General features: G+C 64.0%; 27 protein-coding genes and 2 pseudogenes. 1 reads left to right on the forward strand and 28 read right to left on the reverse strand.

All coding sequences use genetic code 11. From position 1 onward, the window contains the following. Window positions 1-71 precede the first annotated feature (71 nt). The 28 genes and pseudogenes from CRO46_RS11660 to CRO46_RS11790 all read right to left on the reverse strand — a co-directional run bounded on the left by CRO46_RS11660 (window position 72) and on the right by CRO46_RS11790 (window position 25,435). On the reverse strand, window positions 72-1,301 hold the full coding sequence (locus tag CRO46_RS11660) for a bifunctional alpha/beta hydrolase/OsmC family protein (RefSeq protein WP_097107949.1): 1,230 nt from the start codon (window positions 1,299-1,301) through the stop codon (window positions 72-74). Between the two features lie 35 nt (window positions 1,302-1,336). Then, window positions 1,337-1,822, reverse strand: coding sequence for a cytochrome c-type biogenesis protein (locus CRO46_RS11665; protein ID WP_097107950.1), 486 nt, complete (start codon window positions 1,820-1,822; stop codon window positions 1,337-1,339). Beyond that, the gene (locus CRO46_RS11670) at window positions 1,822-3,807 is read right to left on the reverse strand and encodes a heme lyase CcmF/NrfE family subunit (protein ID WP_097107951.1); all 1,986 of its coding nucleotides are present in this window, start codon (window positions 3,805-3,807) and stop codon (window positions 1,822-1,824) included. The genes CRO46_RS11665 and CRO46_RS11670 overlap by 1 nt, the downstream gene beginning before the upstream one ends. Before the next feature lie 41 nt (window positions 3,808-3,848). Continuing rightward, window positions 3,849-4,319 (reverse strand): cytochrome c maturation protein CcmE, encoded by a 471-nt coding sequence (gene ccmE / locus CRO46_RS11675; RefSeq protein ID WP_097107952.1) that lies wholly within the window; start codon window positions 4,317-4,319, stop codon window positions 3,849-3,851. Next, window positions 4,316-5,968 (reverse strand): c-type cytochrome biogenesis protein CcmI, encoded by a 1,653-nt coding sequence (ccmI, locus tag CRO46_RS11680; protein ID WP_097107953.1) that lies wholly within the window; start codon window positions 5,966-5,968, stop codon window positions 4,316-4,318. Before ccmI ends, ccmE begins: the two co-directional genes overlap by 4 nt. Before the next feature lie 268 nt (window positions 5,969-6,236). Beyond that, window positions 6,237-6,686 (reverse strand): hypothetical protein, encoded by a 450-nt coding sequence (locus CRO46_RS11685; RefSeq protein WP_097108256.1) that lies wholly within the window; start codon window positions 6,684-6,686, stop codon window positions 6,237-6,239. A 155-nt stretch (window positions 6,687-6,841) separates the two neighbouring features. Beyond that, window positions 6,842-8,224, reverse strand: coding sequence for an ATP-binding protein (locus CRO46_RS11690; RefSeq protein WP_097107954.1), 1,383 nt, complete (start codon window positions 8,222-8,224; stop codon window positions 6,842-6,844). Beyond that, window positions 8,221-8,907, reverse strand: a complete 687-nt coding sequence (locus tag CRO46_RS11695) for a response regulator transcription factor (RefSeq protein WP_097107955.1) — start codon at window positions 8,905-8,907, stop codon at window positions 8,221-8,223. Before CRO46_RS11695 ends, CRO46_RS11690 begins: the two co-directional genes overlap by 4 nt. A gap of 143 nt (window positions 8,908-9,050) precedes the next feature. Beyond that, window positions 9,051-9,335, reverse strand: a complete 285-nt coding sequence (locus CRO46_RS11700; RefSeq protein ID WP_097108257.1) for a hypothetical protein — start codon at window positions 9,333-9,335, stop codon at window positions 9,051-9,053. Between the two features lie 111 nt (window positions 9,336-9,446). Next, entirely contained in the window at window positions 9,447-9,653 is a 207-nt protein-coding gene (locus CRO46_RS11705) for a hypothetical protein (RefSeq protein ID WP_097107956.1), read from the reverse strand. Between the two features lie 29 nt (window positions 9,654-9,682). Next, window positions 9,683-13,531, reverse strand: a complete 3,849-nt coding sequence (locus tag CRO46_RS11710; protein WP_097107957.1) for a baseplate multidomain protein megatron — start codon at window positions 13,529-13,531, stop codon at window positions 9,683-9,685. 15 nt (window positions 13,532-13,546) lie between these two features. Then, window positions 13,547-14,014: an NlpC/P60 family protein gene (locus CRO46_RS11715; RefSeq protein ID WP_097107958.1), complete on the reverse strand. Its 468-nt coding sequence runs from the start codon at window positions 14,012-14,014 to the stop codon at window positions 13,547-13,549. 11 nt (window positions 14,015-14,025) lie between these two features. Continuing rightward, window positions 14,026-14,916, reverse strand: coding sequence for a DUF2163 domain-containing protein (locus CRO46_RS11720; RefSeq protein ID WP_097107959.1), 891 nt, complete (start codon window positions 14,914-14,916; stop codon window positions 14,026-14,028). Further along, window positions 14,913-15,554 carry a DUF2460 domain-containing protein gene (locus CRO46_RS11725; protein ID WP_097107960.1) on the reverse strand — a complete coding sequence of 214 codons (642 nt, stop codon included), beginning with the start codon at window positions 15,552-15,554 and terminating at the stop codon, window positions 14,913-14,915. The genes CRO46_RS11720 and CRO46_RS11725 overlap by 4 nt, the downstream gene beginning before the upstream one ends. Before the next feature lie 15 nt (window positions 15,555-15,569). Then, window positions 15,570-16,154 (reverse strand): phage tail tape measure protein, encoded by a 585-nt coding sequence (locus CRO46_RS11730; protein ID WP_097107961.1) that lies wholly within the window; start codon window positions 16,152-16,154, stop codon window positions 15,570-15,572. Next, window positions 16,144-16,380 (reverse strand): rcc01693 family protein, encoded by a 237-nt coding sequence (locus tag CRO46_RS11735; protein WP_097107962.1) that lies wholly within the window; start codon window positions 16,378-16,380, stop codon window positions 16,144-16,146. The genes CRO46_RS11730 and CRO46_RS11735 overlap by 11 nt, the downstream gene beginning before the upstream one ends. Window positions 16,381-16,382: 2 nt before the next feature. Beyond that, window positions 16,383-16,796 carry a gene transfer agent family protein gene (locus CRO46_RS11740; RefSeq protein WP_097107963.1) on the reverse strand — a complete coding sequence of 138 codons (414 nt, stop codon included), beginning with the start codon at window positions 16,794-16,796 and terminating at the stop codon, window positions 16,383-16,385. 7 nt (window positions 16,797-16,803) lie between these two features. Next, window positions 16,804-17,210: pseudogene (locus CRO46_RS11745) on the reverse strand (phage major tail protein, TP901-1 family). A 49-nt stretch (window positions 17,211-17,259) separates the two neighbouring features. Continuing rightward, complete coding sequence (locus tag CRO46_RS11750) at window positions 17,260-17,658, reverse strand: DUF3168 domain-containing protein (RefSeq protein ID WP_097107964.1); 399 nt, start codon at window positions 17,656-17,658, stop codon at window positions 17,260-17,262. Continuing rightward, window positions 17,655-17,990 (reverse strand): phage head closure protein, encoded by a 336-nt coding sequence (locus CRO46_RS11755; protein WP_097107965.1) that lies wholly within the window; start codon window positions 17,988-17,990, stop codon window positions 17,655-17,657. Before CRO46_RS11755 ends, CRO46_RS11750 begins: the two co-directional genes overlap by 4 nt. Beyond that, a complete protein-coding gene (locus tag CRO46_RS11760) occupies window positions 17,990-18,556 on the reverse strand; it encodes a head-tail connector protein (RefSeq protein ID WP_097107966.1) in 567 nt (188 codons plus the stop codon). Before CRO46_RS11760 ends, CRO46_RS11755 begins: the two co-directional genes overlap by 1 nt. Window positions 18,557-18,645: 89 nt before the next feature. Next, entirely contained in the window at window positions 18,646-19,890 is a 1,245-nt protein-coding gene (locus CRO46_RS20150) for a phage major capsid protein (protein WP_244577885.1), read from the reverse strand. A 252-nt stretch (window positions 19,891-20,142) separates the two neighbouring features. Further along, window positions 20,143-20,613: pseudogene (locus CRO46_RS20155) on the reverse strand (HK97 family phage prohead protease); the annotation flags it as partial. Between the two features lie 59 nt (window positions 20,614-20,672). Then, the gene (locus CRO46_RS11770) at window positions 20,673-20,999 is read right to left on the reverse strand and encodes a DUF6107 family protein (RefSeq protein ID WP_179759036.1); all 327 of its coding nucleotides are present in this window, start codon (window positions 20,997-20,999) and stop codon (window positions 20,673-20,675) included. Window positions 21,000-21,066: 67 nt separating this feature from the next. Continuing rightward, window positions 21,067-22,260, reverse strand: a complete 1,194-nt coding sequence (locus CRO46_RS11775; RefSeq protein ID WP_097108258.1) for a phage portal protein — start codon at window positions 22,258-22,260, stop codon at window positions 21,067-21,069. A 237-nt stretch (window positions 22,261-22,497) separates the two neighbouring features. Further along, entirely contained in the window at window positions 22,498-23,835 is a 1,338-nt protein-coding gene (locus CRO46_RS11780) for a DNA-packaging protein (protein ID WP_097108259.1), read from the reverse strand. Between the two features lie 215 nt (window positions 23,836-24,050). Further along, a complete protein-coding gene (locus CRO46_RS11785; protein WP_143439019.1) occupies window positions 24,051-24,629 on the reverse strand; it encodes a hypothetical protein in 579 nt (192 codons plus the stop codon). Between the two features lie 608 nt (window positions 24,630-25,237). After that, window positions 25,238-25,435, reverse strand: a complete 198-nt coding sequence (locus CRO46_RS11790) for a hypothetical protein (RefSeq protein WP_097107970.1) — start codon at window positions 25,433-25,435, stop codon at window positions 25,238-25,240. Between the two features lie 177 nt (window positions 25,436-25,612). Here CRO46_RS11790 and CRO46_RS19845 point away from each other — a divergent pair, with 177 nt between their 5' ends. Beyond that, window positions 25,613-26,179 (forward strand): hypothetical protein, encoded by a 567-nt coding sequence (locus CRO46_RS19845; protein ID WP_143439021.1) that lies wholly within the window; start codon window positions 25,613-25,615, stop codon window positions 26,177-26,179. Window positions 26,180-26,224 lie beyond the last annotated feature (45 nt).

Consider the following 26,224-nt stretch of genomic DNA (forward strand, 5'->3'; position numbering starts at 1 on the left):
CTTGCAAGACTGGCGCCGGACTCCATTACGGATGCCGGCATGCCTTGGCAATGCTCGCATTCACCGCGTTTTCAGTTGAGCCTTGTCACAACCTTGGCGCCATGTTCGAGCGTGCGGTGCACCGGGCATTTTGCGGCGATCTCGACAATTTTGTCGGCGAGGCCTGCGGGTGTTCCCCCGTCTATGGAAATAATGCGCTCAAATCGGTCGATCTTGCCGCGATCGGAGCGCTCCTCGTCGGTGCACTCCAGACAGTCGGCTGCATGGACCTTGTTGTGCCGGACCGTGACCGTCACGAGGCCAAGCTCGAGTTTCTTGAGCCGCACATACATGCGCAGCGTCATCGCCGTGCAGGCACCGAGTGCCGCCGCCATCAAATCATAGGGTGAAGGCCCGGTGTCGGCGCCACCGATATCGGCGGGTTCGTCAGCGAGAAAACGGTGCGGCCCGGCCTGTATCGACACCTGAAAACGCCCCTGCCCGGTTTCGCCAACCACAACGTCTTCCACCGTCTCATCCTCGCGCCGAGGCGCCTCGGCGGGCAGGTAGCGCGACGCCCAGGACGCAATGACATCGGCCACGTAATTGGCGTCAGTCGGGTCGGTCAGCAGATGATCGGCACCATCCAGTGACACAAAGCTTTTCGGGTGCTTGGCAGCGGTGAAGATCGCGGAAGCATTGTCAATGCCGACCATCGCATCGCGCGGCGCGTGCAGGACAAGCAGCGCCGTCTTCATGCGACCGACCAGGTCCGTCAGATGGGTGGCATTGAGGTCCTCGATGAACTGCCGCTGGATCGTGAAAGTGCGGCCACCCAGATCAACCTCGGCTTGACCCTGCGCATGGATCTCTTCGACATGGGCGGCGAAATTGTGGATCACATGGCTCGCCTCGGCGGGCGCGCCAAGCGTGGCCACGGCCTTGACTGATTGGAGTTCACCGGCAATTGCCAGCACGGCTGCTCCGCCAAGCGAGTGGCCGATGAGGATCTCCGGCGCATCGTAATGAACGGCAAGCCAATCGGCCGCCGCGCGGAGATCTTCGAGATTTGAGGAAAAATTGGTCGAGGCGAATTCGCCGTCGCTCGAGCCGAGCCCGGTGAAATCGAAGCGCATGACGGCAATGCCTGCACGGGCAAGTTCGCCGGAGATGCGCCGGGCGGCAAGCGAGTCCTTGGAGCAGGTGAAGCAATGGGCGAACAAGGCCCAGGCGCGGATTGTGCCTGCCGGCAGATCAAGCCTTGCGGCCAGTTTCGCCCCGGAATGACCTTCGAATTCCGCCTTGATCGTATGTGCCGTCATGCCCTGTCCCTTTCAGTTCTTCGGGCATCCTTCTATCAGGTCTGACGGTCACGGTCTTTCAACAGTTTCGCGAGTTCGGCTTGTTCGGCGTCGCTGAGTTCGCTGCCAGTGGCTGCGGCAACCGTCTTGCCGCGGCCGCGGCTGTAGACCAGCATCACTCCGGCGCCGATGAGAAAAATCGCGATCGGAGCGCCCCAGAGCAACACGGTCTGAACCGAAAAGCGGGGCTTGAGCAGCACGAATTCGCCATAGCGCGAGACGACATAGTCTATCACGTCCTCATCGCTGTCACCCGCCACCAGGCGTTCGCGCACCAGCACCCGCAAATCACGCGCGAGCTCGGCGTTGGAATCGTCGATCGACTGGTTCTGGCAAACAAGGCAGCGCAGTTCCAGCGACAGGGACCGGGCGCGCGCCTCCAGCGCCGGATCATCCAGCACCTCATCGGGATTGACCGCTGCCGCCGGCGCAATCAGCGCAAGCAGAAGCAATAGCGCGGCCAGCGCCTGGCGAAAGATCATCACGCGGTTGCCTCCGCAGGTTTTTGCTTCGACCGGGCCCGATTGGGCGCGCCAATGCGCAGACGGCGGTCAGTGAGCGACAGTAATCCTCCGAGCACCATGACGACCGTGCCGTACCAGATGAAGGTCACCCAGGATTTCCACCAGACCCGCACCACCAGGCCGCCATTGGCCTCGGGGTCGCCGAGCGCAACGTAGAGCTGGCTGGCGCCAAAGGTCAGGATACCGGCCTCGGTGGTCGGCATTCCCCGCGCCTGGTAGAACCGCTTCGACGAGGCAACCTGCGCCACTTCAACGCCACCGCGCGAAACGGTAAACTCGCCGGACTGGGCCGAGTAGTTCGGGCCATTGTAATCGCGGACGCCCTCGAAACGCAGCTCATAGCCGCCTGCCATGACGGTGTCGCCGGGTTTCATGGCGAGCACGGTTTCGGTGGAGAACACGCTTGCCGCGACAACACCGATCACAGTGACGCCCAGTCCCAAATGTCCCAGCGCGGATCCAAAGGCCGACCGCGGCAGGCCGGTCAGCCGGCCCCAGGCGATGCTCGGGCGCACCCGGCCAATACCGGAGCGCAGCGCCAGATCAGTCAGGGCACCAAGGATCAGGAAGACGCCAAGCGCGATGCCGAGCGCTGCCAGCACGGGCGCTCCGGTCTCAATAAAGACCACACCAAGCCCGACCAGCATGGCAATGCCGACAGCAAAGTAGAGCCGGTGCGCAGCACCTGCCAGATCACCGCGTTTCCAGGCCAGCAGCGGCCCGAAGGGAACCGCCAGCAGCAGCGGGATCATCAGCGGGCCGAAGGTCAGGTTGAAGAACGGCGGACCGACCGAAATCTTGGTCCCGGTGACGGCCTCCAGGAGCAGCGGATACAGCGTTCCAACCAACACCGTGGCTGCAGCCGTGGTCAGGAACAGGTTGTTGAGCACAAGCGACCCTTCGCGCGAGATCGGCGCGAACATGCCTCCGGCCTTCAAGGTACCGGCGCGGAAGCCGAACAGGGCCAGCGCACCGCCGATGAAGATCACCAGAATGCCCAGAATGAACACGCCGCGGGTCGGATCGGTGGCGAAGGCATGCACCGATGTCAGGACGCCCGACCGCACCAGGAAGGTGCCGAGCAGCGAGAACGAGAAGGTCAGGATGGCAAGCAGCACCGTCCAGATCTTGAGTGCCTCGCGCTTTTCCATCACCAGCGCCGAATGCAGCAAAGCAGTGCCCACCAGCCAGGGCATGAAGGAGGCGTTTTCGACCGGATCCCAGAACCACCAGCCGCCCCAGCCGAGTTCGTAATAGGCCCAGTAGCTGCCCATCGAGATCCCGGCGGTGAGAAAGATCCAGGCCGTCAGGGTCCAGGGTCGGACCCAGCGCGCCCAGGCCGCATCAATGCGACCCTCGATCAGCGCCGCAATGGCGAACGAAAAGGAAATCGAAAACCCGACATAGCCGAGATACAGCAGCGGCGGATGGATCGCCAGCCCGATGTCCTGAAGGATCGGGTTCAGGTCATTGCCTTCGGCGGGCGCCGGATCAAGCCGCAGAAACGGGTTCGAGGTCAGAAGCACGAAAAGCAGAAAGGCGACCGTGATCCAGGCCTGGACCGAAAGCACATTGGACTTCAACGTGTCCGGCAGATTGCGCCCGAACAGCGCCACCAGGCCCGAAAACAGCACCAGGATCAGCACCCAGAGCAGCATCGAGCCCTCGTGATTGCCCCAGACACCGGTGATTTTGTAAATCATCGGCTTGAGCGAATGCGAGTTCTCGACCACATTCTGCACCGAGAAATCCGATGTCACATAGGCGTTGGTCAGCGCCGCAAAGGAGATCGCAACCAGCATCAGCGAAGTGACCGCCGCCATGGGGCCGACGGCCATCAGACCCGCATCACGGCGGCGCGCGCCGATCAGGGGAACAACCGATTGCACGACCGCCGTCGCCAGCGCGAGGATCAGTGCAAAATGGCCGATTTCAGTGATCATGGCGTCTTCTCCCATGCCGCGCCGGCATGCTTTTCGTCCGTCTACTGCGTCTGCGTTTCGACCCCGGGGGCCGGATCCCCCTCCTGCCAGACCCCTTGTGCTTTCAGCGAGTCCGCAACTTCCTTGGGCATATAATTCTCGTCATGCTTGGCGAGAACGGAATCGGCCAGGAATGTTCCTTGCTCGGGCGAAAACGTGCCTTCGGTGACCACCCCCTGCCCTTCGCGGAACAGGTCGGGCAGGATGCCGACATAGCGCACCTTGACCGAAGCGTTGGTGTCGGTCACCCGGAAGGTCACGGCCGAATTCTCACCGCGCTCGACCGAGCCGTCCTCGACCAAGCCGCCAAGCCGCACGCGGGTGCCCGGCGCCATTTGCTGTGCCAGCACGTCCGTGGGCGAATTGAAGAACACGATCTGCTCGCGCAGCGCCGAGGCGACCAGCGCCGCTGAAGCGGCCAAAAACACCGCACCCCCGGCGATGATCGACAATCGTTTCTGCTTGCGGTTCATTGCTCCTCCTGAGCCTGTTCAAGACTGAGCTCGGAAGCAAGGCGTGCGAGTGTGCGCCCGGCCTCGCTGTCGGCGGGGAATGTGTCCCCGGCGCGCTCAAGAGCCGTGACAGCGGAGCCACGATCGCCCATCACCGCGTAGGATCTGACCAAGCGCAGCCAACCTTCGAGATTGTCGGGATTTTCCACCAGCCTGGCATTCAGGGAGTCGACCATCGAGCGGATCATCGCAACCCGGTCTTCAACCGTCATCTCAGCCGCCGCGGCAACATCGGCCTGTGTCGGACCGGCCGATGGCCGAGGGGTCGATGCAGCATCGGAACCGCCAGGCGGGACAGCTTCAGCAGGCCGGGGAGCCTGCACGGCCGCAGCCTCACCGCCCGCCGGCGGCAGGATGAAGGGGGTCTTGGTTGCGACCGGTGATTCGGCGGGGGAAATTGCCTGTGCGGCGGGCACATTAGGTGCCATCGGCACGCCGCCGAGTATCGGGGTCTCGCTGAGGCCAAATTCCCTGGCCAGCGTGCTGAGTTGCTGGAACTCGGGGCTGGCCGGTGCAAAGACGGCAAAGGCGCGGTCGAGAGCCGCCTGTGCCCTGTCACGGCCTCCGGTGACGACATGCGAACGGATCAGCCGCAGCCATCCGGCAACGTTGTTGGGATTGTCGGCCAGCTTGGATTCGAGGCTCTCGATCATCGAGGCAATCATCGCCTGCCGGTCCTCAGGGCTCATGGTCTGCGCCGCAGCAATATCAGCCGCGGTCGGATTGCCAGGGACCTGCGCGCCGGTCCCAGACAATGGCCCGGTGCCTGCTTGGGGCTGTAAGTCCGCGAGCTGACGCTCAACCGCGGGAATCCATGGCGCCCCCTCAGGTGCAGCCTCGAGCATGCCGTTGAAGGCCGCTCGTGCTTCACTTGTCTTGCCCGATTGGGCCAGCGCCACCGCCAGAAAGAACTGTGGTTTCGGGTCGGCGGAATCGAGTTCCCGCGCGGTCTGGAAGGCCAGATTGGCTTCTTCAGTGACAATGCCTCCCGACGCGGAGAACAAGGCCTCGCCAAGGCTCGACAGCCGTGTTGGGGACGGGCCCAGAATCGATATCGCCTTTCTGTAGGCTGTGGCTGCGTCCTCAAAGCGGCCGGTGCGCAGATAGATCGGGCCGAGCACGTCCCAGCCGCGGCCGTCATCGGGATTTTCCGCAAGGTGCTGCTCAGCCTTGGAGATCAGCATGGCGACGTCGCTGGCCTGCGGATCGGCCTGCAGCCTTGCCGAAAGCGGCAGCTGCGGCAAACCGGGCCTGCCGAGTTCGAGATAGGCCGTCAACGCTGCAACCGGCATGAAAAGCGCCATCATGATCACAACCGCACGGCGCAGACCGCGATTGCTCCCTGCACGGCCTTGAGATTCTGCCGCCTCGCTCTTGCGGGCGGCGCTAAGCAGGCGGCGGGAGATTTCCGTCTTGGCGACTTCGGCCTGAACCGGGTCCACCAAGCCTTCCGCCAGATCACGGTCGACTTCGCTCAACTGGTCGCGATAGACCTCGATATCATGCAATTCGGGCGCGTCAGGCGCCTCCGAACGAGCACGCGCCACCGGCCTCAGCAAGGCCAGGGTCGCAACGGCGGTCATGACGGCGGCGATTACCCAGAACAACATATGGCTTCAATATCCGAGCATTCTTTGTTTTCCAACTGCATTCGGCTTCGAAAGCCTGATTGGGGCGATTGGTCGCGTATCGGGCTTCTCAAGCAGTAACCGCCTGCACGATACCGTCCAGACTGGCCAGGCGAGACCGAGATTCAGTCTGCTGCAGAGGGCATTGGCTGCGCCCGGTGCTTCAACCCGCCAGTTGTGATCAGCGTGTAGGAAGCTTAACAGGGCTGCGGCGCATCGCCGTGATCGAGATCAATAAGAAAATTCGCAGTCAGCCGAGTGGTGTCCAGCTGCCATCATCATTGCGGCATGCTGCCCCCTGCCCCTTCACCGGGACGCCGCGAATGGTGGCAGTGTGGACATATTGACGGCAATTTTGCTGACCGACCTGATAGGGAGTACCCGCCGACACTTCGCCGGCCGTTCGCCCACTCTGGCTGCTCCAGGCAACCACCTGGCCGAGGGGGGCCTTTTCTAGTGCCTGATACTCGGCTTCCAGTGCCCGCAGCCGGTCCGCTCCGCTCAACCCGCTGGCAGCATCGGCCGGCAGGATTCCGCCATTCAGCGCGGACAGGATCGAATCGGTCCCGGCGACTTTCGAACCTGAAACCGGCGCAAAGGAAAGCGGCCGCACCGCGCCTGTGCCGGTGCAGCCGGCCAGCACAACGGAAAGACCCGCAATCGCGCCGTATTTCACCAGATTCCAGACTGTATATGCCATGCTGCCGTCGTCCTCATTGTTGCGCAGGTGCCAGCTCGATCGCCACATATTGCTACAGGCCGTAATTGCCTTGTCGCTGTGGCGGCATTGTGACGCAACGCCGGTTCTCTGCCTTGTTCTAGCGCAGTCGAATCCGAATTACGAACCACATTGGTTCAAGCCTCCGTGATCAGTGCCGGCAATGTCATCCGCGCTGAAAGTCCGCCGAGATCGGCCTTCGCCAGGGCAACCGAACCGTTGTACTCCGAAGCGATCTCTTCAACGATGGAAAGCCCCAGGCCTGTCCCCGGCTTTGACTCGTCAAGCCTGCGGCCCCGTTTCATCGCTTCGCGCATCGCTGCCTCGTCGAGACCGGGTCCATCATCGTCGATTTCGATGCGAAACATCGGCCTCTGGCCCTCATTGGCGGGGACGGTCCGCAACCTGATGATGACGCTCTGACGGGCAAACTTGGCCGCATTTTCGACCAGATTGCCGAGCGCCTCCTCGAGATCCTGGCTTTCCATGGCCAGCACCGCATCACGCGGCTCGATGTCGGTGGCAAAATCGAGATCCCGGTTGAGCTTGGCCATCACCCGGACCAGCCGCTCAATCACCGGTGCGGCCTCGGTGCGTGCAAGCACACTGCCGCGCTGGGCGGCAATGCGCGCCCGATCAAGATAGGTCTGAACCTGGGCCTGCATGGTTTCGGCCTGCGCCCGCACCAGCTTCTGATGGGACGGGGCCATGTCCCGGGACTCATTGATCAAAACCGCAATCGGAGTCTTGAGCGAATGCGCAAGGTTTCCCACCTGCATCCGCGCCCGGTCCACCACCCGGTGATTGGCTTCGATCAAGGCGTTGATCTCTCCGACAAGAGGCGCAATCTCGCGGGGAAAGCTCCCGTCCAGCTGCTGAGCCTCCCCCGCCCGGACCCGGCCCAAGGCCTGCCGTGCATGATCAAGTGGGCGCAATCCGTACAGAATGGCAACCGCATTGACCATCAGGCTGCCAATGCCGAACAGCGCCAGCACCAGATAGAGATTGGTCGAGAAGGCGGCGATTTCGGCTTCCAGCACCTCGCGGTTGCCGGCCACCCGGAAACGCGCCGCACGCCCCTGATCGTCCAGCTCCACCTCGGTCTCGATGACTTCAAGCTGATTGGCCTCGACATCGACGGCCGAGTAGCTTCGTTGATAGCGTTCGTTGAAGGGCAGGTCTTCCACCGGTGGCGAAGCCAAAGTGCCCGCATCGATCGAAATCGACGCGAGGCGCGGACTGTCCAGCTCCCCGAGAGGTTCGACCAGCCAGATCCAGCCACTGCCCGGTTGATCGAAAACCAGATCGCCCAGTTGCGGATTGCCTGAAAGCCGACCATCCTCATTGATCGTAACCGCGTTGATCACGCTGTTGAGGTGGGCGCGCAACAGGTCGTCAAAAGCGCGTTCGCTGCCGGCGCGATAGAGTTGCGAGATCACGATGGCGATCGCGACCAGGGCGATCACTGCCCAGACCGAAGCAAACAGCAAAACGCGTGCGGTGAGTGAACCGCCCTTCATCCCGACTTGCCGCTGGTTTCGCCGTCCGGTGCAACCATACGGTAGCCGAGGCCGCGCACGGTCTCGATCAGGTCAACGCCGATCTTCTTGCGCAAGCGGCCGACGAAAACTTCGATAGTATTGGAATCGCGGTCGAAGTCCTGGTCGTACATGTGCTCGACCAGTTCCGTGCGCGAGACCACCTCGCCCATGTGATGCATGAGATAGGACAGCAGCCGGAATTCGTGGCTGGTCAGTTTCAGCGTGGTTCCGTCGACGCTCGCCTTGGATGCCTTTGTATCGAGACGAACCGGGCCGCAGGCAATCTCCGACGAGGCGTGGCCGGAGGCACGCCGGATGAGAGCACGAATGCGCGCCAGCACTTCTTCGACATGAAACGGCTTGGTGACATAGTCATCGGCGCCCGCGTCGATCCCTGCCACCTTGTCGCTCCAGCGATCGCGGGCAGTCAGGATCAGAACCGGCATGGTACGGTTGTCGGCGCGCCATTTCTCGAGCACCGTGACCCCATCCATCTCCGGCAAACCGATGTCGAGAATGACGGCGTCATAGGGCTCGGTGTCGCCAAGAAAATGACCTTCCTCGCCATCATGGGCGCGGTCGACTACATAGCCCTGCTCGATGAGTGCTTCGGCCAGCTGGCGATTGAGATCCTTGTCGTCCTCAACAATCAGAATACGCACTTGGTTTGCTCCCGCTGTTGTGCCGCGGCGCCCACCACATCAACTGCACGACGCCGCCCCCTTACCATGCACCGACTCGCTCGATCCGCACCAGTTCGGAATCACGAAGTGCACAAACTCGCCGGGTTCCGTTGCTGAAACGCTTACTGCGGCACCGAAACGGTGACCTTTTTCGGACGGTCATTGCCATTGCCCGGCACCAGCACGGTGATCACGCAAATGGTCTGGCCGCCGCTGGACTGGGCTGAAGCCGACAGCAACTGCCCGCCGGTCTGGCCGACCACACGAGTTGCTGCCCCCGAACAATCGGCCGCCACCTCGACGATGGCAGTGCCGTCCGGCGCACGCAAATCCTGCGACACGGTGGCAACCGGGGTCATGGTCGCGGTCTGCGCGGCAACCAAGCCTATTGTGAGTGCGTTTGTGATCATGGTCTGCCCTGAAGCGGTTCGTATTTCATCCTGGAGCCAGTGATACAAGATCCTGTCTGAACCGCAAATGAATGGGAACCGGGATGATTCCGGCCTCCACCCTTGGGGTCAACCTATCCGGTCCTTTGCCTGGATGCGGCCGATGATGGCAATCACGCCGCCAAGCGCGGCGCCAAGCGAGGTCAGCAGGCCGGTCAGGGCCTCGCGGTCGGCGTCTCCAAGTTCGTATCCGAGCAGGCCGAGCGCTGCAGAGCCGATCGTCACGATGGCTCCCCACAGAGTCTTTGACTGCCACCAGGGTTTGATATCAATCATCGCACTCGTCCTTTCAAGGGTGAGGTAAATCAAAGTGTGCAGGTTGCGGTCCGGGTCACTCCCCAGGGCACACGCTTTCCCGCCTGGGAGACGCGGAAGGTCAGTGAGGATTGCGGCGCGCCGAAATCCTCGATCTCGAGCGCCGACGTGTATAGCCAGCCGGATGTTTCCGGCTCGACGGTTCGGATGACCGTGCCGGCATCGAGAATTTCCAGCCGGTAGCGCTCGAAACCTTCGTCATTGGCAATCTCGGCGGCGGTCCAGCTGTCAGCAGACAGACGCCCCCGCCGGATCCAGGAAAGGTCAATGCCCCCGGCCTGCCGGCTGGCGCGCAAATGCACCGGCGACAGCGGCGTCAGCGCCCTCTCTCCACCGGCGAAAACCATTGGCGCCATTGTGCCCGCGGCTGAGCCGGTGGCTTCGGCGATCCAGTTGAGCTCACGGGCCGCCTCTTCCAGCCGGAGATCGAGCGGCATGACGGCGCTGTCGAGCACGATGACGGTCGCACCTGACGCTGCACCAGCGCGCATTGCATCATCGGTTCCGCCTTGGCCGCGCAACAGGCTTCCAATCCGCCAGCGCCCGGCGGAAACCTCTTCGGCGGTTTCAAACTGAACCACCTCCCAGACGCCTGTATCAGAGTGGATTGCAAGAACGTTGGCGCCATTGAGGACCGCCTGACGGCTGGCGCTTGCCAGACCTCCAAAGGCCAGGTCGACCAGCAGCACAGCGCTTTCGTCAAACCGGCCTTCCGTGTCAGCGGGCGGCAGCGCTTCAGCCAATTTTCCGATTCGGGCGGGGGCGGAAAGGGTTGTGCGCGGCGTATAGCCTTCGGTTTCGACGGAACTCGACAGCAGCATCTGCCGCCACGGTGTTGCCAGGCCGGCAGCGCGCGCCCAGGCCGTTTGATCCTCGCCGGTCAGTACCGGCAGATCAAGAAAGACGATCGCCGGGGCAAAGGCCGCATTGGCGTCATTGGTCGCACGGCTGGTGAATGCATCCACAGCCGCAGGCCCAGCGCCGCCCGCATGCGCCACTGCCTCGATGCGGCGGATGTCACCGTCTTCGATGCGGCGGATATGAAACCGGCCTTGCGGCGCATTCCCCATGACGAAATGGATCGCATCCCCCGGCTGCACAGCCACCGACTGCGGTGGCAGGGCAAAACGCAATCGGCGGCGCTGCAGCCGGTGATCCTGCAGCCAGCGGTCGGCGCTCATGCGGGCCAGCCCAGGTTCAAGTGCGAGGCTCAGCGGCAGGTCGGTCTGGCGCACCGGCTCACGTTCGAGACGGCGTGAACGCGCCGAGGCCGGAGCGTAATCAGTCATCGGGTCTGCCGACAGCACCACCGCCTCATTGGCAAATTCGCTGAGTTCGCCGCGAACCTCCTCGAACAATGGCCCCTCGCCGGGTTCGGCCACCATTTCTATCTCTGCCGGGGCCGCGCCAGAAGTCAGCCGTGAGACGAATTCCAGACCTTCAGGACCTTCGCGGACATCGATGCAGAAAGCCTCGACCAGGGGCTGCAGCACGGCCCGCACCGAGGCAGGGCTCGAGATAACGTGGCCCGAGACCATGCCGTCGACCCGGTCGACATTGAAATCCGTGACCCCCGCATCGCTCAGAACACTGGCGACCAGATCCTTCAGCGCCACGGTTCCAAGGCGCCCGTTGAGCCAGTGGCCTGTGCGCCAGTTGGCTCCGTCAGACCACACCGACGACGACAGCGGAAAGGCCGGAAACGGTCGTGCATCCCAGGTCCAGAGGTGAATATGGTCGCTCGCAACCATGCCGTCGGCATTGTCCGCCCCGGCCCAGTGAGCGAGATGAGCCGCGAGAAACGCCCGCTGGGCGAGATCATCGCGGCCGCCATTCGAGAACCAGGGAACAGCGCCTTCCGACGATTTCGGATCGGGGAAAAGGTTCGGCTGATTGGCACCCTTGTCCACCGCCGGGCATCCGAGCTCGGTGAACCAGAACGGCTTGGAGCCGGGAACCCAGGCGCTCGGACTAGCCTCTTCCATTCCTCCGATCCGGTCGAAATGCTGATTCTCCCACCATCCGCGTAGATCCTTGACCCGGTAGACCCAGTCCTTGCCGGCAAATCCGTCCGAAATCGGCAGCCGCTCGCGTGCGTTCCTTGCGGTTTCGCTCGGATAGCACCAGTCGAAGCCTTCACCGCCTGTGATCGCTGTACGCATCGCCGCCTCGTCATTGGCAAACCCCGCCCCGTCCGGATTGCCAGCCGAGACGTCTGCGTCGCGCCAGTCGCTCAGCGGCATGTAGTTGTCGATTCCGATGGCGCCGATGGCCGGGTGCGCCCACAGCGGGTCAAGATTGAAATAGATGTCGCCCGAGCCGTCATCAGACCGGTGGCCGGCATATTCAGTCCAGTCGGCGGCATAGGTCACGGTCGTGGCGCCACCCAGCATCGCCTTGGTATCGGCCGCCAGTTCGATCAGCTTGCCGACAAAGGGAAACGCACCGGTCTCGTCACGCAGGCGGGTCAGGCCGATCATCTCCGAGCCGATGACGAAACCATCGACGCCGCCCGCAGCAATCGCCAGTGCCGCGTGGTGCAGGATGAAACGGCGGTAGCCTTCATCGCCGCCGGTCCATGTGACGCTGTCGCCCGAAACGACGACATCCAATACAAGCGTGTTCCCGCACAGTGCGTCGATCTCGCTGCCCATTGCTGCCGTGCCATCGGGAGTTCCGGGCAATCCCGGGGCAACGCTCGCGGTCAGCCGCCCGCGCCAGGGGTAGGCCGGCTGCCCGGTGCCGCCGGCGGGATTGGGCAGCCCATTGGCTTCGGGCAGGTCCATCAGCACGAAGGGATAGAGCACCACCTTGAGGCCGCGCGCCTTGAGGTCACGGATCGCCTCGATGATGGAGCTGTCATCCGGCGTGCCGCCATAGGCCGGGCCGCCATTGCTGGTGGAGACCAGGTGCGCGGTGGCGCGGCTCAGCCCACCGACTTTCCAAGGCCTGGTTTCAGCATTTCTGGCGACCACCTCGACGCCGGGGCGGAAGCGGCAATGGCTCGCGCGCAGGTCATCGCCAAACCAGGCAGAGACCAGCGCCACAGATTTCAGGTTCGGGCACAGCGCCTGCAGTTCGTCGATCGATTGCGACCAGTCGGTAGATGCCTGATGCATGTTGCGGTTGAGCGTTCGCACCGCGCCGACCCCGAGGCTTTCGCGCACGGGCGTGGTGGCATAGCCATGCTCGGTCGACCCCGGTATCAGTGCCACCGCCTCGATTGCCGGTTCCAGCCCGCCGACTGGGCGAACCACCTCGAACTGCAGCGCCGGAATACGGTTGCCGAAATCATCGAGCGGCAGCCGTTCGAAAACGACATAGGCAAGGCCGCGCCAGGCCGGCGCGCGGCCCACGCCCTGCTTGGCTTCGATCAGCGGATCGGGCAGTTGCGTGGCCGTGCCCCGGTAGATCCGCATATCCAGGCTGTCCAGATCAAGTTCGCGCCCGTCGGCCCAGACCCGGCGGATGAAGGCGATCGGTCCTTCGCACAGCCCGAGCGCAAAATTGGCATGATAGTGATAACTCTCCACTTTCGGCCCGCCGCCCTTGCCGCCCTGGCGCTCCCGGGTCACCGTCTCCTCAAACCGTGTCGCCCAGATCAGCACGCCTGCAATCCGCATCGAGCCGTGGACACGCAGGATCGGCGAACCTTCATCGGCGGAGGGAATGCGGGCCCCGCTGAGCCCGCGCCCTGCAATGGTACGGGTGGAGTTGATCAGGCTGGTGTCGAGCATGCCGCCGACAGTGGCGCCGATGGCGGAACCGATGGCGGTGCCGACCGGGCCGAAGACACCGCCCAGTGACGCGCCAGCCACCTGCAGCAGGATAGTCGCCATGTCTTGCCTCTCTTTTCAGGTTGTCGTCTTCGGTTCGGCGTTCTCAGGTCCGCGGGGAATCCGGTGCACCGCAGCTATCCGCCGCCGCCAGGAGGGAATCAGGGCGCTTTCGATCACACCTGCGGCCTCGTAGGCATGGATGAAGTGGTCGGGGCCCGAAAGAATGCCGGCATGCTTGGCCGAGACCCCCGCGCGCCAGCGAAACAGCACAATGTCGCCGGGCATGGCATCCGCCGGCGAAATGGCGTCCCCGCAGTGGTCACGCGCCGCGATAAGCAGGCGGTCGCAGCCGGAACGCTCGGCCCAGTCGGGCGCATAGGCTCCCGGATCCTGGGCCTGCCGCCCTGTCACCTCGGCCCAGACGCCGCGCACCAGACCGCGGCAGTCACAGCCCACCCCTTTGCGTACACCCTGGTGCCGGTAGGGCGTGCCGATCCAGCCTCTCGCCGCAGCGACAATGCGCTGGCCTCTGCCATCTTCCATCACGGTACCGCTCACGGCACGATCGGCCGGCCGTCATGGACGGTGTCTGCATCGGCATAGCCATAGGCAAAGTCGCTTCCGGGCAGGTAGGGAAAGCCCTGAAAATTGAGCCCGTTGGCGAATTTGGCTGAACAGGTTTCAAAGGCCTTGTCGCAGCCCGCGGACACGTCAAGCTGGTCGCCGGGCTGGGGCAGCCGCGCCAAAGGCGCCCAGAGCGCCAGCCGCGCCCCGCCCGGCTCAACCGTGTGGTGCGAAATGTCAGCCTGCAGTCCCGCGAGCAGTCCGGTGGCAAAGCGGATACGGCCATCGCTGAACCAGCCGGCGGGCCGGCCGGAAAGGCCGCTGACGATCAATGTCATCTCGTCGACCGCCTCGACAAGACTTCCAGTCAACCTATACGGAGCCGGCGAGATATTTTTCGTGCAACGGGCGTCGCCGAGATCGGCGTCGCAGCGACGGCCGTAGAGCCGCCCCTGCGGCTGATCCAGCTGGGCTGCGAGACTGCGTAACTCGACGGTGAAGGCCTGTCCCGCGCTCCGGACCTCGCCGAGCTGCCGCGTCGACAGCAGCACGTGGTCGCCGGGGCGTTGCCAATTGACCAGAAAAATCTCGACCCGTGCCCCGTCATAGTGTCCCAGCGCCAGATCATCGGTGCTGATCGCAGCGTCGGAGAAGGCGCCAGCCACATTGGCGGCATCCGCTTCCAGCCCGAGCCCTGATTCCACCTCGCTGGCGCGAAACCCGGTGGCGGCGGAAAACACCGTACCGTCAAATGCGAGGTCATGATCGTGCTCGGTAAAACCCAGCACCTGGCCGTCGGTGCGGGTCAGCCGCCAGGCATGGCAGGTGGTAGTCGATGTCTGCGCCAGGTGTGCAGCAAGTCCGTTTGGCAGGTTTCTCATGGCTTCATCTCCAGCAGTGGCACGCTCGGGACGGAGCCTGCCTTGAAGGCTGCCAGGCTCACCTCGATGCGGTCGGTGTCAAAGCGCACCGGAATGTCGAACTCGTAGCCCGCGGTCACGATCGCGCCCGGTCCCGGGACCGATCCGGGCCCGAACGTCACATGGCCCGTCACGTGATCGACTGTGAAATCGCCCCCAGCGAGCGCCAGACCGTCAATGGCCACCACCACGCTGCCCGCGACCGGCTTCTCGATCCGGCGGGTGCTCGAGCCTCCGGCATCCTCGTAGGTCTTGGTCAATTCGAACCCGGTCCGTACCCCGTCCCCGGTGCCGATCTGCTGATCGATTGCGGTGACCGCCTGGCCCGGCGGGGCGGAAGCATGATCCACAGGATCGCGGAAGCGGAAGCCGTAGAGCTGGCCACGCCGGGCCTCGAAGAACGCGGTCAGCTGGTAGAGATCCTCGATACCGCGCAGTCCGGTTCCGGCGTCATAACGCCGCCGTGCATCGGCCCAGCGCGCATTGCGGGTTTCGCCGCCATTGGACAGTGCCACGATGTCGGTGCGCCGCACCGGCCCGCCGCTGGCGCCGAGCGACAGCCTGAGCGGAAACCGTACTTCGTGAAAACCATTGCTCATCTGATCCCTCCCGGGCTAGAGCCCGCGCCGCCCGCGGCCGACCGCACGGGCCAGCATCGCGGTCACCTGGGCTTCGGATTTTGAGAAACTCGCCGCATCAGGTGTCGTCACGTTGAAGGTCACCTGCACCGGCTGAACGCCACCGCTTGTGGCCACGCCAAGCCTGCCATCCGGCCCGCGGCTAAGCGGCAGGATCGCTTCGGCTCCCGCTTCCCCCATCAGGCCGACATCACCGCCCGGCATCGGAAACAGCGAAGGGCCGCCGACCACGCCGCCATCGGCGAAGGCAGTGACGCGTCCCGGCACGCCGCCTCCGGCGAAAGGCAAGACACGCCCGAGGCTGCCCGACAGTCCGGCGATCGAGTTGCTGACCAGCTGGTTCAGTGGCCGCGTCCCCGCATCGACCGCAATGCCCACCATGCGCTTGCCCAGTGTGCGCAAAACATCGTCGAGACCACGCCCGTCGACGGTGGCGGATTTCAAGGCTCCCGACAGCGCCCCGCCGAAGGCATCGGCCTTCTGCGTCAGCTCGTCAAGCGCCCGGTCGGCGCCGTTTAGGTCCAGCTCCACATTGACATTCAGGTTCGGCTCATCGGGCATTGACGGGGTCCTTTGCAGTCGTGACGGGATCGCCGGGGGCGTCGGGGAACAGCGCCATCAGCGATTCAAGCCCTTGCCGGGTGGCTGTCGGGGGCATCCCGGTCGTTCCAATCAGCGCGCGGAGTTCGGGCAGGCTCAGCTGCCAGAACGCATCGGGTCTTAGCCGCAGGTGGCCGAGGCCGAAGCGGAGCACGGACGCCCAGGGGAAAAACGTCCGGTCCGGCATCGTCACCTCCCTGCCACCTGCGGCCCGGGAGGGTTTCCAGGCCTGTCCGGAGCCCGGCCCTCCCGATCTGAAATCTGTGGTGCGTGTCCGGCAGCTTCCGCGCTGCCAAAGCTGACCCAGAGCAGTTCCGTGGCAATGCGGGCAAAGCCTGCCGCCCCGTCCTCGGTCGACATTTCGGCCACGTCGTCGTCGCTCAACCGGTTGCCGGCGCCGCGCAGTCCGGCACCGACAATGCGGATGATGTCGCCAGCCGAAAGCTGGCCCGCCTCGAACCGGCCGGCGAGCTCGCCCAGATTGGCAACGTCAAAAGCGCTTTCGAGCTCGGCCAGTGCACCCAGCGTCAGGCACATCAGCCGGGTTTCGCCGTCAAATTTCGCGGCGATCTCACCGCGGTGGCGGTTGGGATAAATTTTCATTGCCGCCTCACAGCGCTGCGAAGCTCAGCGCGCCGGCCGATTCCAGCGCGATTTCGAACGTCATCTCGCCGTCATGGCGGCCGGCATATTCGAGCGCGATGATCTGGAACGGTCCCGTCACGGTGCCGAAATCCGGTATCGCCACCTGCCAGTCGCGAATCTCGCTGGCGAAAAAACGCTTCGCGTCAGCGCATCGCTGGCCTGGTCCTTGAACAAGCCGCCGCCCGAAAGCGACGCCCGCTGCACACCGGCGCCACCCAGAAGCTCACGCCAACGCCCGGCAGATTCGGCGTCGGTGATGTCGACGGCCTCGGCATTGAACGCCAGCCGCCGGGCCCGCAGGCCTGCAATGGTCACGAAACCCCCGCCATCATCAATCTTGATAAGCAGGTCCTTGCCTTTCTGCGCCGTCATGGAATTTTCCTTTCAGTTTCCGGATGGGCATTGACGGAACCGGCGGCTGCTATGGTTCGGTCACCGCGCGAAATCTCAGCCGCGCCACATGCAGCGCCGTTTTCGGCGCGCGGCGGCTCACAGTGCGTTCATGCCGAAGGTTGATCAGCACCGCGCCATCAAGGGTCAGTTCTGCATCATGGAGTGCGTCGCGAACCGCATCTGCCAGTTCCACGGCCTGACGGCGGCCATTCTGCCGGGTCCAGGCCTCGATCTCGAACCGGTGCACCGTGCCGTCCCCGTCACCGGTCGAATAATCGGCCATGGTCATCACACCAATCACCAGGTATGGCGGCTCGGCGCGGGTGATCTGCCGGTCGAAGATCCGGCCCGGCCCGGTAATCGCCAGCACATCCGGGCTGATGGACAGGCGTTCGACGACAGCACTCTGCAATGCGTTGGCGCTCATGGCCAGCACTCCTCGCAGTCGCACAGCAGGTAGCGGCGGCTCTCGTCGGGATCGCGCAGCGTGCGGATTTCGAGGACACGGCTGCCATAGACAAAGCGCATGGCGTGGTGGATATCGTCGCGGTGGCGGATGGTGACCCGGTGCGAGATCGGCGCCAGCACAGCGCCTGCCTGTTCCCGCGCGGCTGCCCGCAGCGGCTCGATCCGCCCCCAGAGCGTGGCGACCGGGGTCCAGCTTTCGCTCACCCCGCCCTGCCCGTCGTCCAGCCCCTCCGAAGTTTCAAGCACCAGCCGCGCGCTCAGACGGCCCGGATCGACCACCATGGCTCCCATCACAGAGCCCGCCTTTGCCAGGGCGCGATCAGCCGCTGATAGCCAGGCGGAACCGACGCCGGCTGCATCTCGGCCGTCACCGCACCGCGAAACACGTAAAGATGGGCAGCGTGAACGAGGATCGCCCGCTTGAGTTCGGGCGGCACCTCGGTGCCCGCGCCAAAGCCGGCCGTAAACTCGATCTCGATGCCATTGATCGGCTGGCTCGGTCGTGGCCGTCCCCGCACCACCAGCCGCGCGGGCTTGGCGGTCGCGTCGAGCAGGAGACCGCTCAGGTCCTGATCCTGCGCCACACCATCCGCGTCGTAAACCAGAATCGCATCAATGGTTTGAACCGGGGTTTTCATCAGCGGAATCACGTCACTTCGCGGCCAGTCGTCGAGCACAAGGCGGAAGCTCCGGGTCATCAGTGCGGTGCCCGTAACCGCTTCGAGGTGGGTGCGAGCGACACGGATCAGGCTTTCAAGCAGCTCGTTCTCGTCGTTGGCGTCGATCCGCAAATGCGCCTTCAGCTCGGCAAGCGTCACCGGTTCCGCCAGCGGCGGATCGGTCTCAATCAGGGTCATGGCAGTCTTCGGGAATAAAGGTCGTCAGGGATGGTTCCCTCCCCCGAGCCTGTCGGGAGAGGGCTGGTCCGGGAGGAGCGGACCTTGTGTCAGGCGGCAAATTTCAGAAGCTTGATCGCCTCGAAATTCTGCACCCCGCCACCGACACGCTTGGTGGTGTAAAACAGCACATAGGGCTTGGCCGAATAGGGATCGCGCAGGACGCGCACCCCGGTGCGGTCAACGACCAGGTAACCGCGGCGGAAATCACCAAAGGCGATCGCCAGCGCATCGGCGGCCACATCCGGCATGTCCTCGGCCTCGACCACCGGGAAGCCCATCAGCGAGGCAGCCTGTCCCACGCCCGCCGGTGGCACCCAGAGATAATTGCCGTCCGCATCCTTGAACTTGCGGATCTGGCTCTGAGTCTTGCGGTTCATCACGAAGCGCCCGTTCTGCCGATGCCCTGCTTTGAGCGCATAGATGAGTTCCACCAGCCGGTCGGACGGGTCGGCACCGAACGCGCCTGCCGATCCGGTGGCGATGTGACCGAGATTGCCCCAGCTCCAGCTGTCATCATCCACGCTGGGATAGTCGAGAAAGCCGCGCGGCTTGTTGACACCGTCTCCGGTCACAATCGCCGCGCCTTCCTGCTCGGCAAAGGCGGCTTCCACCTCGCTCGCAATCCAGCCCTCGATGTCGAGCGCGCCATCCTCGATAAGCGAGGCCGTTGCCGCCGGCATGGCGTAAAGCTCCATGGTCGGAAACTGCAGCTCCGCCAGCTGCGGCGCCGCCGTCTGCGGCCGGGCATCGGTCTCGCCGACCCAGCCGGTGGCCATGCCGTCGAGCGCAAACGGCTTCTTCAGCACCGCGCCCGAGACCTGCCGCACGGTGGCGATCGAACGTATCGGCGAGAGTTCCGAAAGCCTGCGGCCGATCTCGCTGTCGAGTTCGTCGGGCACCAGATAGCCGCCATCCGGATCGCTGCCGGCCGACATCGCCTTGAGTTCTGCCTGACGCAGCCCGGCCTCGTCGCCACGCCGCACATAGGCGTCAAATGCCTGGCGCACCGGACTGGGTGCGGCACCTCCGCCTCGTCCAAGGTCAGGGCGCGCGCGCTTGACCGCAAGCGCATCAAGCGCACGTTTCTGCTCGTCCAGTGCGGTGTCGATGCGCGCCATCTTTTCTTCCGTCACGATGTCGGCACTGCCGCGGCGTTCGATCTCGGCCAGGCGTTCGTCATTGGATTGCTTGTAGTGCTCGAAAGCGGACATGAAGTCCTCGAAGGCAGCGGAAACGTCGGCGTCGACGCTCTTGGTTTCCGGCGCTCGGGTGTTATCAAACGCGGTCGTCATGGTTAGTCCTTTCAATTTCTTGAGGTCGGTGAGCCAGGAGCTCCGGAACAAGGCGCCGGTCAGGCTGCGCATCCGGGTTATCAGGCGTTTGAGATCCTCCGGCGCAGCGTCCTGCCTGTCCGAAAGGGCGCCATAGCCCCGGGCGATCAGCCCGCGTGCCTGGCGTCTGGTCAGCCCCGCATCCCGCGTGAGCCTCCGTTCGAGTTCGCGCCGCGTCGGCGCAGCGACTCCCTGTCCGAGCGCCTTGACGGCAGTCACCCGCGCGCCCGGCTGCATCGGGAATGTCACCACCGAGATCTCCCAGAGATCGGCACTCATGATCCGCCGTATCCCGGCCTTGGCTTCGGTGCGGGCGCGCAGGGTCTGAAACCCGATCGACAGCCCGTCGAGCGCGCCGGATTTCATCAGCTCGTGCACCTCGCGGGCCCGGGCCACGCCGAGTGCCAGCTTTCCCTCGACATGCAGGCCGCGCGCGTCCTCGCGGATCGACAGCCAGCGGCCGATCGGCTGGTCCGGATCGTGCTGGTAGAGCATGCGCACATCGGTCGCGCCGCGGCGTTTGAGCGAAGCGGCGAAAGCACCGGGCTCGATCACGTCACGGCCGAGATCGACGGCGCCGAACAGGCTGGCATAGCCCGAAAAACTGCCGTCACCACTGACGTCCTCCAGTGCCAGATCGACGCGCTTGTGCTGCCGTCCGGATGCGCTCCAGTCCGTTGTCATGATTGCTGTCCTTGCTGTTCGTGAAGTGCCTGTTGCCCCGGCGGCGAGACCCGGGCCGGTTATTGTCTTGCCGCCGGTCCGCGCCCGGCCCGGTCGGCGATGCGGGCCAGCGCGCCGAGCACCCACCAGGCGGTCATGGAAGCGGCCGCCGATCCGGTGAGCAGGGTTTCGGTTGGCGAAAGCAGTCCGCTCACCCCCATCCACTGTGCCAGTGCCACACCGGCCGGCGCGCCGAAAACGAGCCCCGAAACGACACCGGCAATGGCCCGGGCCACAGCTTCGCGCGTGCCCTTGGGCATCATGTAGGCGAGTGAAACCAGCGCGCCTGCAACAGCCCCGGCGGTGCGGGCGGCCAGCATTGCCGGCTCCGGATCCATGCTCTGCATCGCGTTACCTCCGGCGGCCGGTTCCGCCTTGCAAATTGATTCAGGTTGTTGGGAATGTGAGTCCGGTTCAGCCCGCAACACGCTGATATCCCACGGCTTCCCGCTTTTCCTCGTCGGTGAGGAAGTCCGCTGCGCCGACCCGAGCCCAGAGCCCGTCGCGCTCGGCGGACAATCCCGGCAACCGGTCGGCGTCGTAATCGATCTTGAGCCCTGCGCCGTAGACCTGCTGCAACCAGGCGGTCAGCGCGGCGGCGGTCCGGTGCACCAGCGGCAGCACGGTCAGCCGGCAAAACGCGCGGTTGGCCTCCTGGTAATTGGCGTAGGTCAGATCGCCGGGAATGCCCAGCAGCATCGGCGGCACCCCGAGCGCCAGGGCGATGTCGCGGGCAGCCCCGTTCTTCGCCTCGATGAAATCCATGTCGCGCGGCGTCAGCCCCATCGCCTTCCAGTCGAGCCCGCCTTCGAGCAGCATCGGACGGCCGGCCCGGCGCGCCCCCTGATAGCCGTCCTCGAGTTCGGCCTTGAGCCGTTCATATTGTTCCGGCGTCAGGTTGCCCCCCTCCTTGGGCTGGTAGACCAGCGCGCCCGACGGGCGGGCGGAATTGTCCAAGAGCGCCTTGTTCCAGCTCATCGCCGCATTGTGCAGGTCGAGCGCCATCAGCGCTGCCTCCAGCGGCGCAAATCCCAGATGATCATCGAGCGGGTGAAACAGCTTGAGATGCAAAAGCCCAGGCCCTTCCTCCGGGCTCACAGCAAAGCGCTGCCGCCTGCCGCCGGCCTGGTGCTCATAGGCTGCCGGCCATCCGTCGCCCCCCTCGATGACCCGCATCCGGTCGGGCCGCAAAAGCTGCAACCCGGCAAGGTGGCCACCGGCGCTCACCGGGTTGATCCAGGCATTGCCCGAGAGCACCAGATGGCCGTAGAGCGTTTCGAAAAACCCGTCACCGGCCCCGTTCGGATCAGGCCTTTGCAACAGGTCAAGCACCGGGTGCCGCTCCTGCTCGCGGCCGCCGTCAAAAACCAGCCAGGGCACCGAGGCTGCGGCTTCTGCAATCATCCGTGTCGCGCGATGCGCCACCGGATTGCGCATGAACCCCTCGCGGGACATTGCCGGATAGCTGCGCGAACTCCACTGTGCGCCCGCGTCCGCGGACAGCGCCGCAAGCGCGCCCGGCAACCAGCTCTTGGCGGCAGGTGCGCGCATCCGGGACGGGTGGGTCCGCGCCTCGCCGTGCCAGGGAAGCCGAAATCCAAATGCCATTGCATTGCCCTTTCCTGATCGGGAATCAAAAACCCCGCCGGGCAAGCCAGGCGGGGCCATTATCCTCTCCGTCTTACCGGACTTGATCCAGACAAGCGAAGCGACGTCGTAGCCTCCGGTATCCAGTGGCCCTGCGTCCGCCGGGTCAGAAGCCTCTGTCCAGCCCGATGACCTGGGCGAGCTGGATTCCGGATCGGGGTCCGGCATGACGGAACCGCAATGTGTCCTGTTCACCCCTCACAGATGCCTGATCTGCGGTGCGCCCCTTTGGCCCAGAAGCAATTCGGTCAGCGCCCAGACCAGCGCATCGAGCCGGTCGGGCGAGCGGCCCGACGACAGCCCGTCCGGACCGAAATCGCACATCTGGTCCTCGAGACTGGCAAAATGGCCGGCATGAACCACCCTACCCTGCTCATAGAGGGCGGCCACCGGTTCGGCACGCAGCCATTTGCCGCGCGTCGCCCGCACGCTGCGCACCGGCAGCGTCGGCTCGACGGTGCGCAGCACGCTTGTCACCATGTCGCCGCCCTGGTTGATCTCGGCGACCACGCAATCGGCGTCAAAGCGCCGGTAGAGCCGGCTCACCGCATTGGCCCAGGCCGAGGGGCTCGCGCCCTCGACCGAACCGTCGGCCAGCACCACGGCGCGGCCTTCCGCATCGAGCCCGGCGGCAATGATGCCGCAGCAGGAATATCTGGCGTCGCTTACCGCCGGCGGATCGACGGCGACCACGATGCGGCCGAGCTGGCCGTGGTTGCGGACCACCAGCGCCTCGATCTGGTCGCGCCGCCACAGCCCGTCCTCGCGGTCGGCGATCAGCTCGCCGTCGAGTTCCTGCCGCCCGAGCCTTGTGCCGTCATAGCGGTCCCGGATGGCGTCGAGAAACCCCGCCGCCAGGTGCTGCGCATTGTCCTCGGTGCGGATCCGCGTCACCCGCGTCGCCTTGTCCTTGACCAGCGCCAGCATCAGCGGCGTCGCCCTCGGCGTGGTCGTCACCAGCTGCCGTGGCGAGGTGCCGAGCCGCAGGCCGAATTGCAGCATGTCCCAGGTCTCGCTGGCATGGCGCCATTTGCCGAGCTCGTCACACCAGGCGAGATCGAATTGCGGCCCGCGCAGGCTTTCGGGGTCTTCGGATGGAAACATCTGCGCCACCGCTCCCGAGGGCCAGACCAGCCTGCGCCGCGTCGCCTCGAAGACAGGCCGCCCGGTGCGCGCCACGCCCATGATGCCCGACACCCCGTCGATCATCACCTCGCGGGCATCGCCAAAGGTTTCCGCCACCAGCGCGATGCGGCCCTCCCTGCCAAGGCCAGCAATCTCGCCCGAGGCCAGCGCATGCACCCATTCCGCTCCGGCTCTTGTCTTGCCCGAGCCGCGCCCGCCCATCAAGAGCCAGGTGCGCCAGTCGCCTTCGGGTGGCAATTGCTCCGGCCGCGCCGCAAGCTGCCAGTCCTGCGCATTGGCCAGCAGCGCCCGGTCGTCGAGCCGGGCGAGATGGGCCGCCACCAGAGCGTCCACCGTCCTCGCACCAGCCTCAAAGCGGGGTTGCGAAATTGAGTCCGGCAATGGCTCCATGCCGTTGTTTTCCTTTACATTCGGGTCATTTTCTCCGGTGCAAATACCGGTCTCCTGCTCTTGCTCCGGTGGTTGCGGCTCGGCGGCATCGACAGGTTCGGGCTCCGGCGGTTCATTCGTTGCGGCTTCTGCTTTTGACCGATGCGGGGGTCTGGTAAAAATCACAGGCCTCGCCCAGACGCTGCTTCTCAACGCCAGCGCCATGCCTCGAATGATCATGCCTCGCGCCCGCGCTCGGCTGCCAGGCGTTCGGCAGCCGCAAGGATCAGCTGGCGCACGGTCTGGCGCAGTTGCTCGCGCTCTCCCGCACTGAGGTTCTGCTGCGAAGCACGCACCCGGTCCCCGGCAATCAGCCGCTCCATCTGGTCGATCTTTTCCAGCGTCCGGGCAATCAGCGCGACCTGATCCACCGCCGGCTTGCCTTCAACCCCGTCGGCGCCGAGCCGTGCGGCCTCGCGGTCAAGCACGGCACGCATCTGCGCAAGCATGCGCTGCGTGCTCTCGGCCACAAGCGTTGGCGCGGTCACACCGCCGGGCTGAGGCGCAGGCACTGCGCCGTCCGGATCCGCCTCGGTGTCATGCTGCTTGAGCTCCAGCGGCTCGAGCGCCAGCACCAGATCGATCAGGTGGTCGATCAGCCCGGCTTCGCCGGCACCGCCCGCCGGACAGGATCCCAGGCCGGCCACTGCCACAGGTCCCGGCACACCACTTGCCACACCGCGTGCAACTCCGGCCACCGCACCGCCCGCAGCAGACAGCATTTTCCACCCGCCAACCCGAAAGGTCTCGGTCATCACAGCCTCGCAAATTTCCGCAAAAACCCGGCCGCCTCCGGCCAACAAAAAAGCGCCCCGGAAAACCAGAGGCGCCTCACGCAATCATCGATTTCAAGCAGCGATCGAACCGGCCCAACCAGCCAACCAGCCCAACCAGCCGCCAGGGCCACATCACCCCGGCAAACCACCACCCTCGCCCCAGTCACCGCTTGCGGCGCATTTCTGTGACGATGACATAACCCTACCAAACCCCCGTGACACCGTCAAGGATTATTTTCCTATTTTTTGGCGGAGGTAACACTATGCGCCGCACCGTCAAGCACTCCCGTGTGGAGTATGTCGGCCGCAGAAGTGATGCAGTGACCCACCCCGATACGATTGAAGGCGTCTTCTCGATCTACAAGCGTGGCATGATTGGTATCTAACAGCGTTGCGGCAAAGCCGACCTGAATCGCTACCTTGCCGAATTTGAATTCCACTATAAACGCCGCTCGCCCCTTAAGATTTCAGACCGCGAACGTGCCGAAGATCCGATGGGGCTCAGCCGGCAAGCGATTTACCTATAATCAAACTGGTCGAGCCGCTTAAACCTACAGAAAGCACGGCGCTTTATGCGCTTGCGGAAATCACGACGAAAATAGTTGCACCACCTGCACCACGGCCATTATGGCCGTGGAAACCGCCGCAATAACGGCAGCCACCTGCACCCACCAAGGTAAAGCCATGGTCGTTACAATCTCCTTCCCGTCCCAATAAAGCCTTCCGCTCACTGTATCGACCGACATACGTTCGAAATCATCAATCGAAATCACTTTTATTGCCATGCTTGCCTCCTCCACCACTTCGGTGAGGGCAACATAGACTAGTTAGACGGCTCTCCCCAAATTAGGTTTGTCTTCCCCCTTCTCCGATTCCCGCTTAGGCTTCGGGGGCGTCGGTAATGCGCGGCGCACTGTTTTATCGCGACGTTTTCTTTTCCGTTTCGCTAAAAAGGTCACCTCATGTCTGACGAACAAGCAAACTCTTACCCACCAGATTCCGAACTAAATTTATACTATCTGCTCGTCGGCAGAGTGGCGATGGGTTGGGCCGCGTTTGAAACGCGAATCAATCACACAATTTGGCGTCTGGCCGGCGTAGAACAATACGCCGGAGCATGCCTGACCGCTCAAATTACCGCTCCCGTGCCTAGGTTCAAAGCATTGGTAGCTCTTGCAAAGTTTCGAGGCGCATCCGAAGAACGATGCAAAGCCTTGAATTCACTAAGCGCCGCCGCAGATGGGGTTGCGCGTCAGCGTAATAGACTAGTGCATGATCCTGCATACACGAACGATGGAAAGCCTTTTCGTCTTCACATTACAGCCGATAGAGCGATCGACTTTGAAATGAAACCGGTAGAACTTCAAGACTTCCAGAAGCTGGAACTGGAGATATCAAGAATAACGAACCGCTGCATCCAAGAGATCAGTTTGCTTTTCTCCGAGATTCCTCCGTACGATGATAAATCGTTCTGGCAAGGTGAGGGAATAGAACTGGGCCCCATGCCAGAAAGAGGTGATTCTACATAAGAATAGCTTCGTCCATCTCGGGGGCAACTTCAATCCCATCTGCCG

It is taken from the genome of Parahoeflea halophila (assembly GCF_900220985.1).
Taxonomy (GTDB): domain Bacteria; phylum Pseudomonadota; class Alphaproteobacteria; order Rhizobiales; family Rhizobiaceae; genus Hoeflea; species Hoeflea halophila.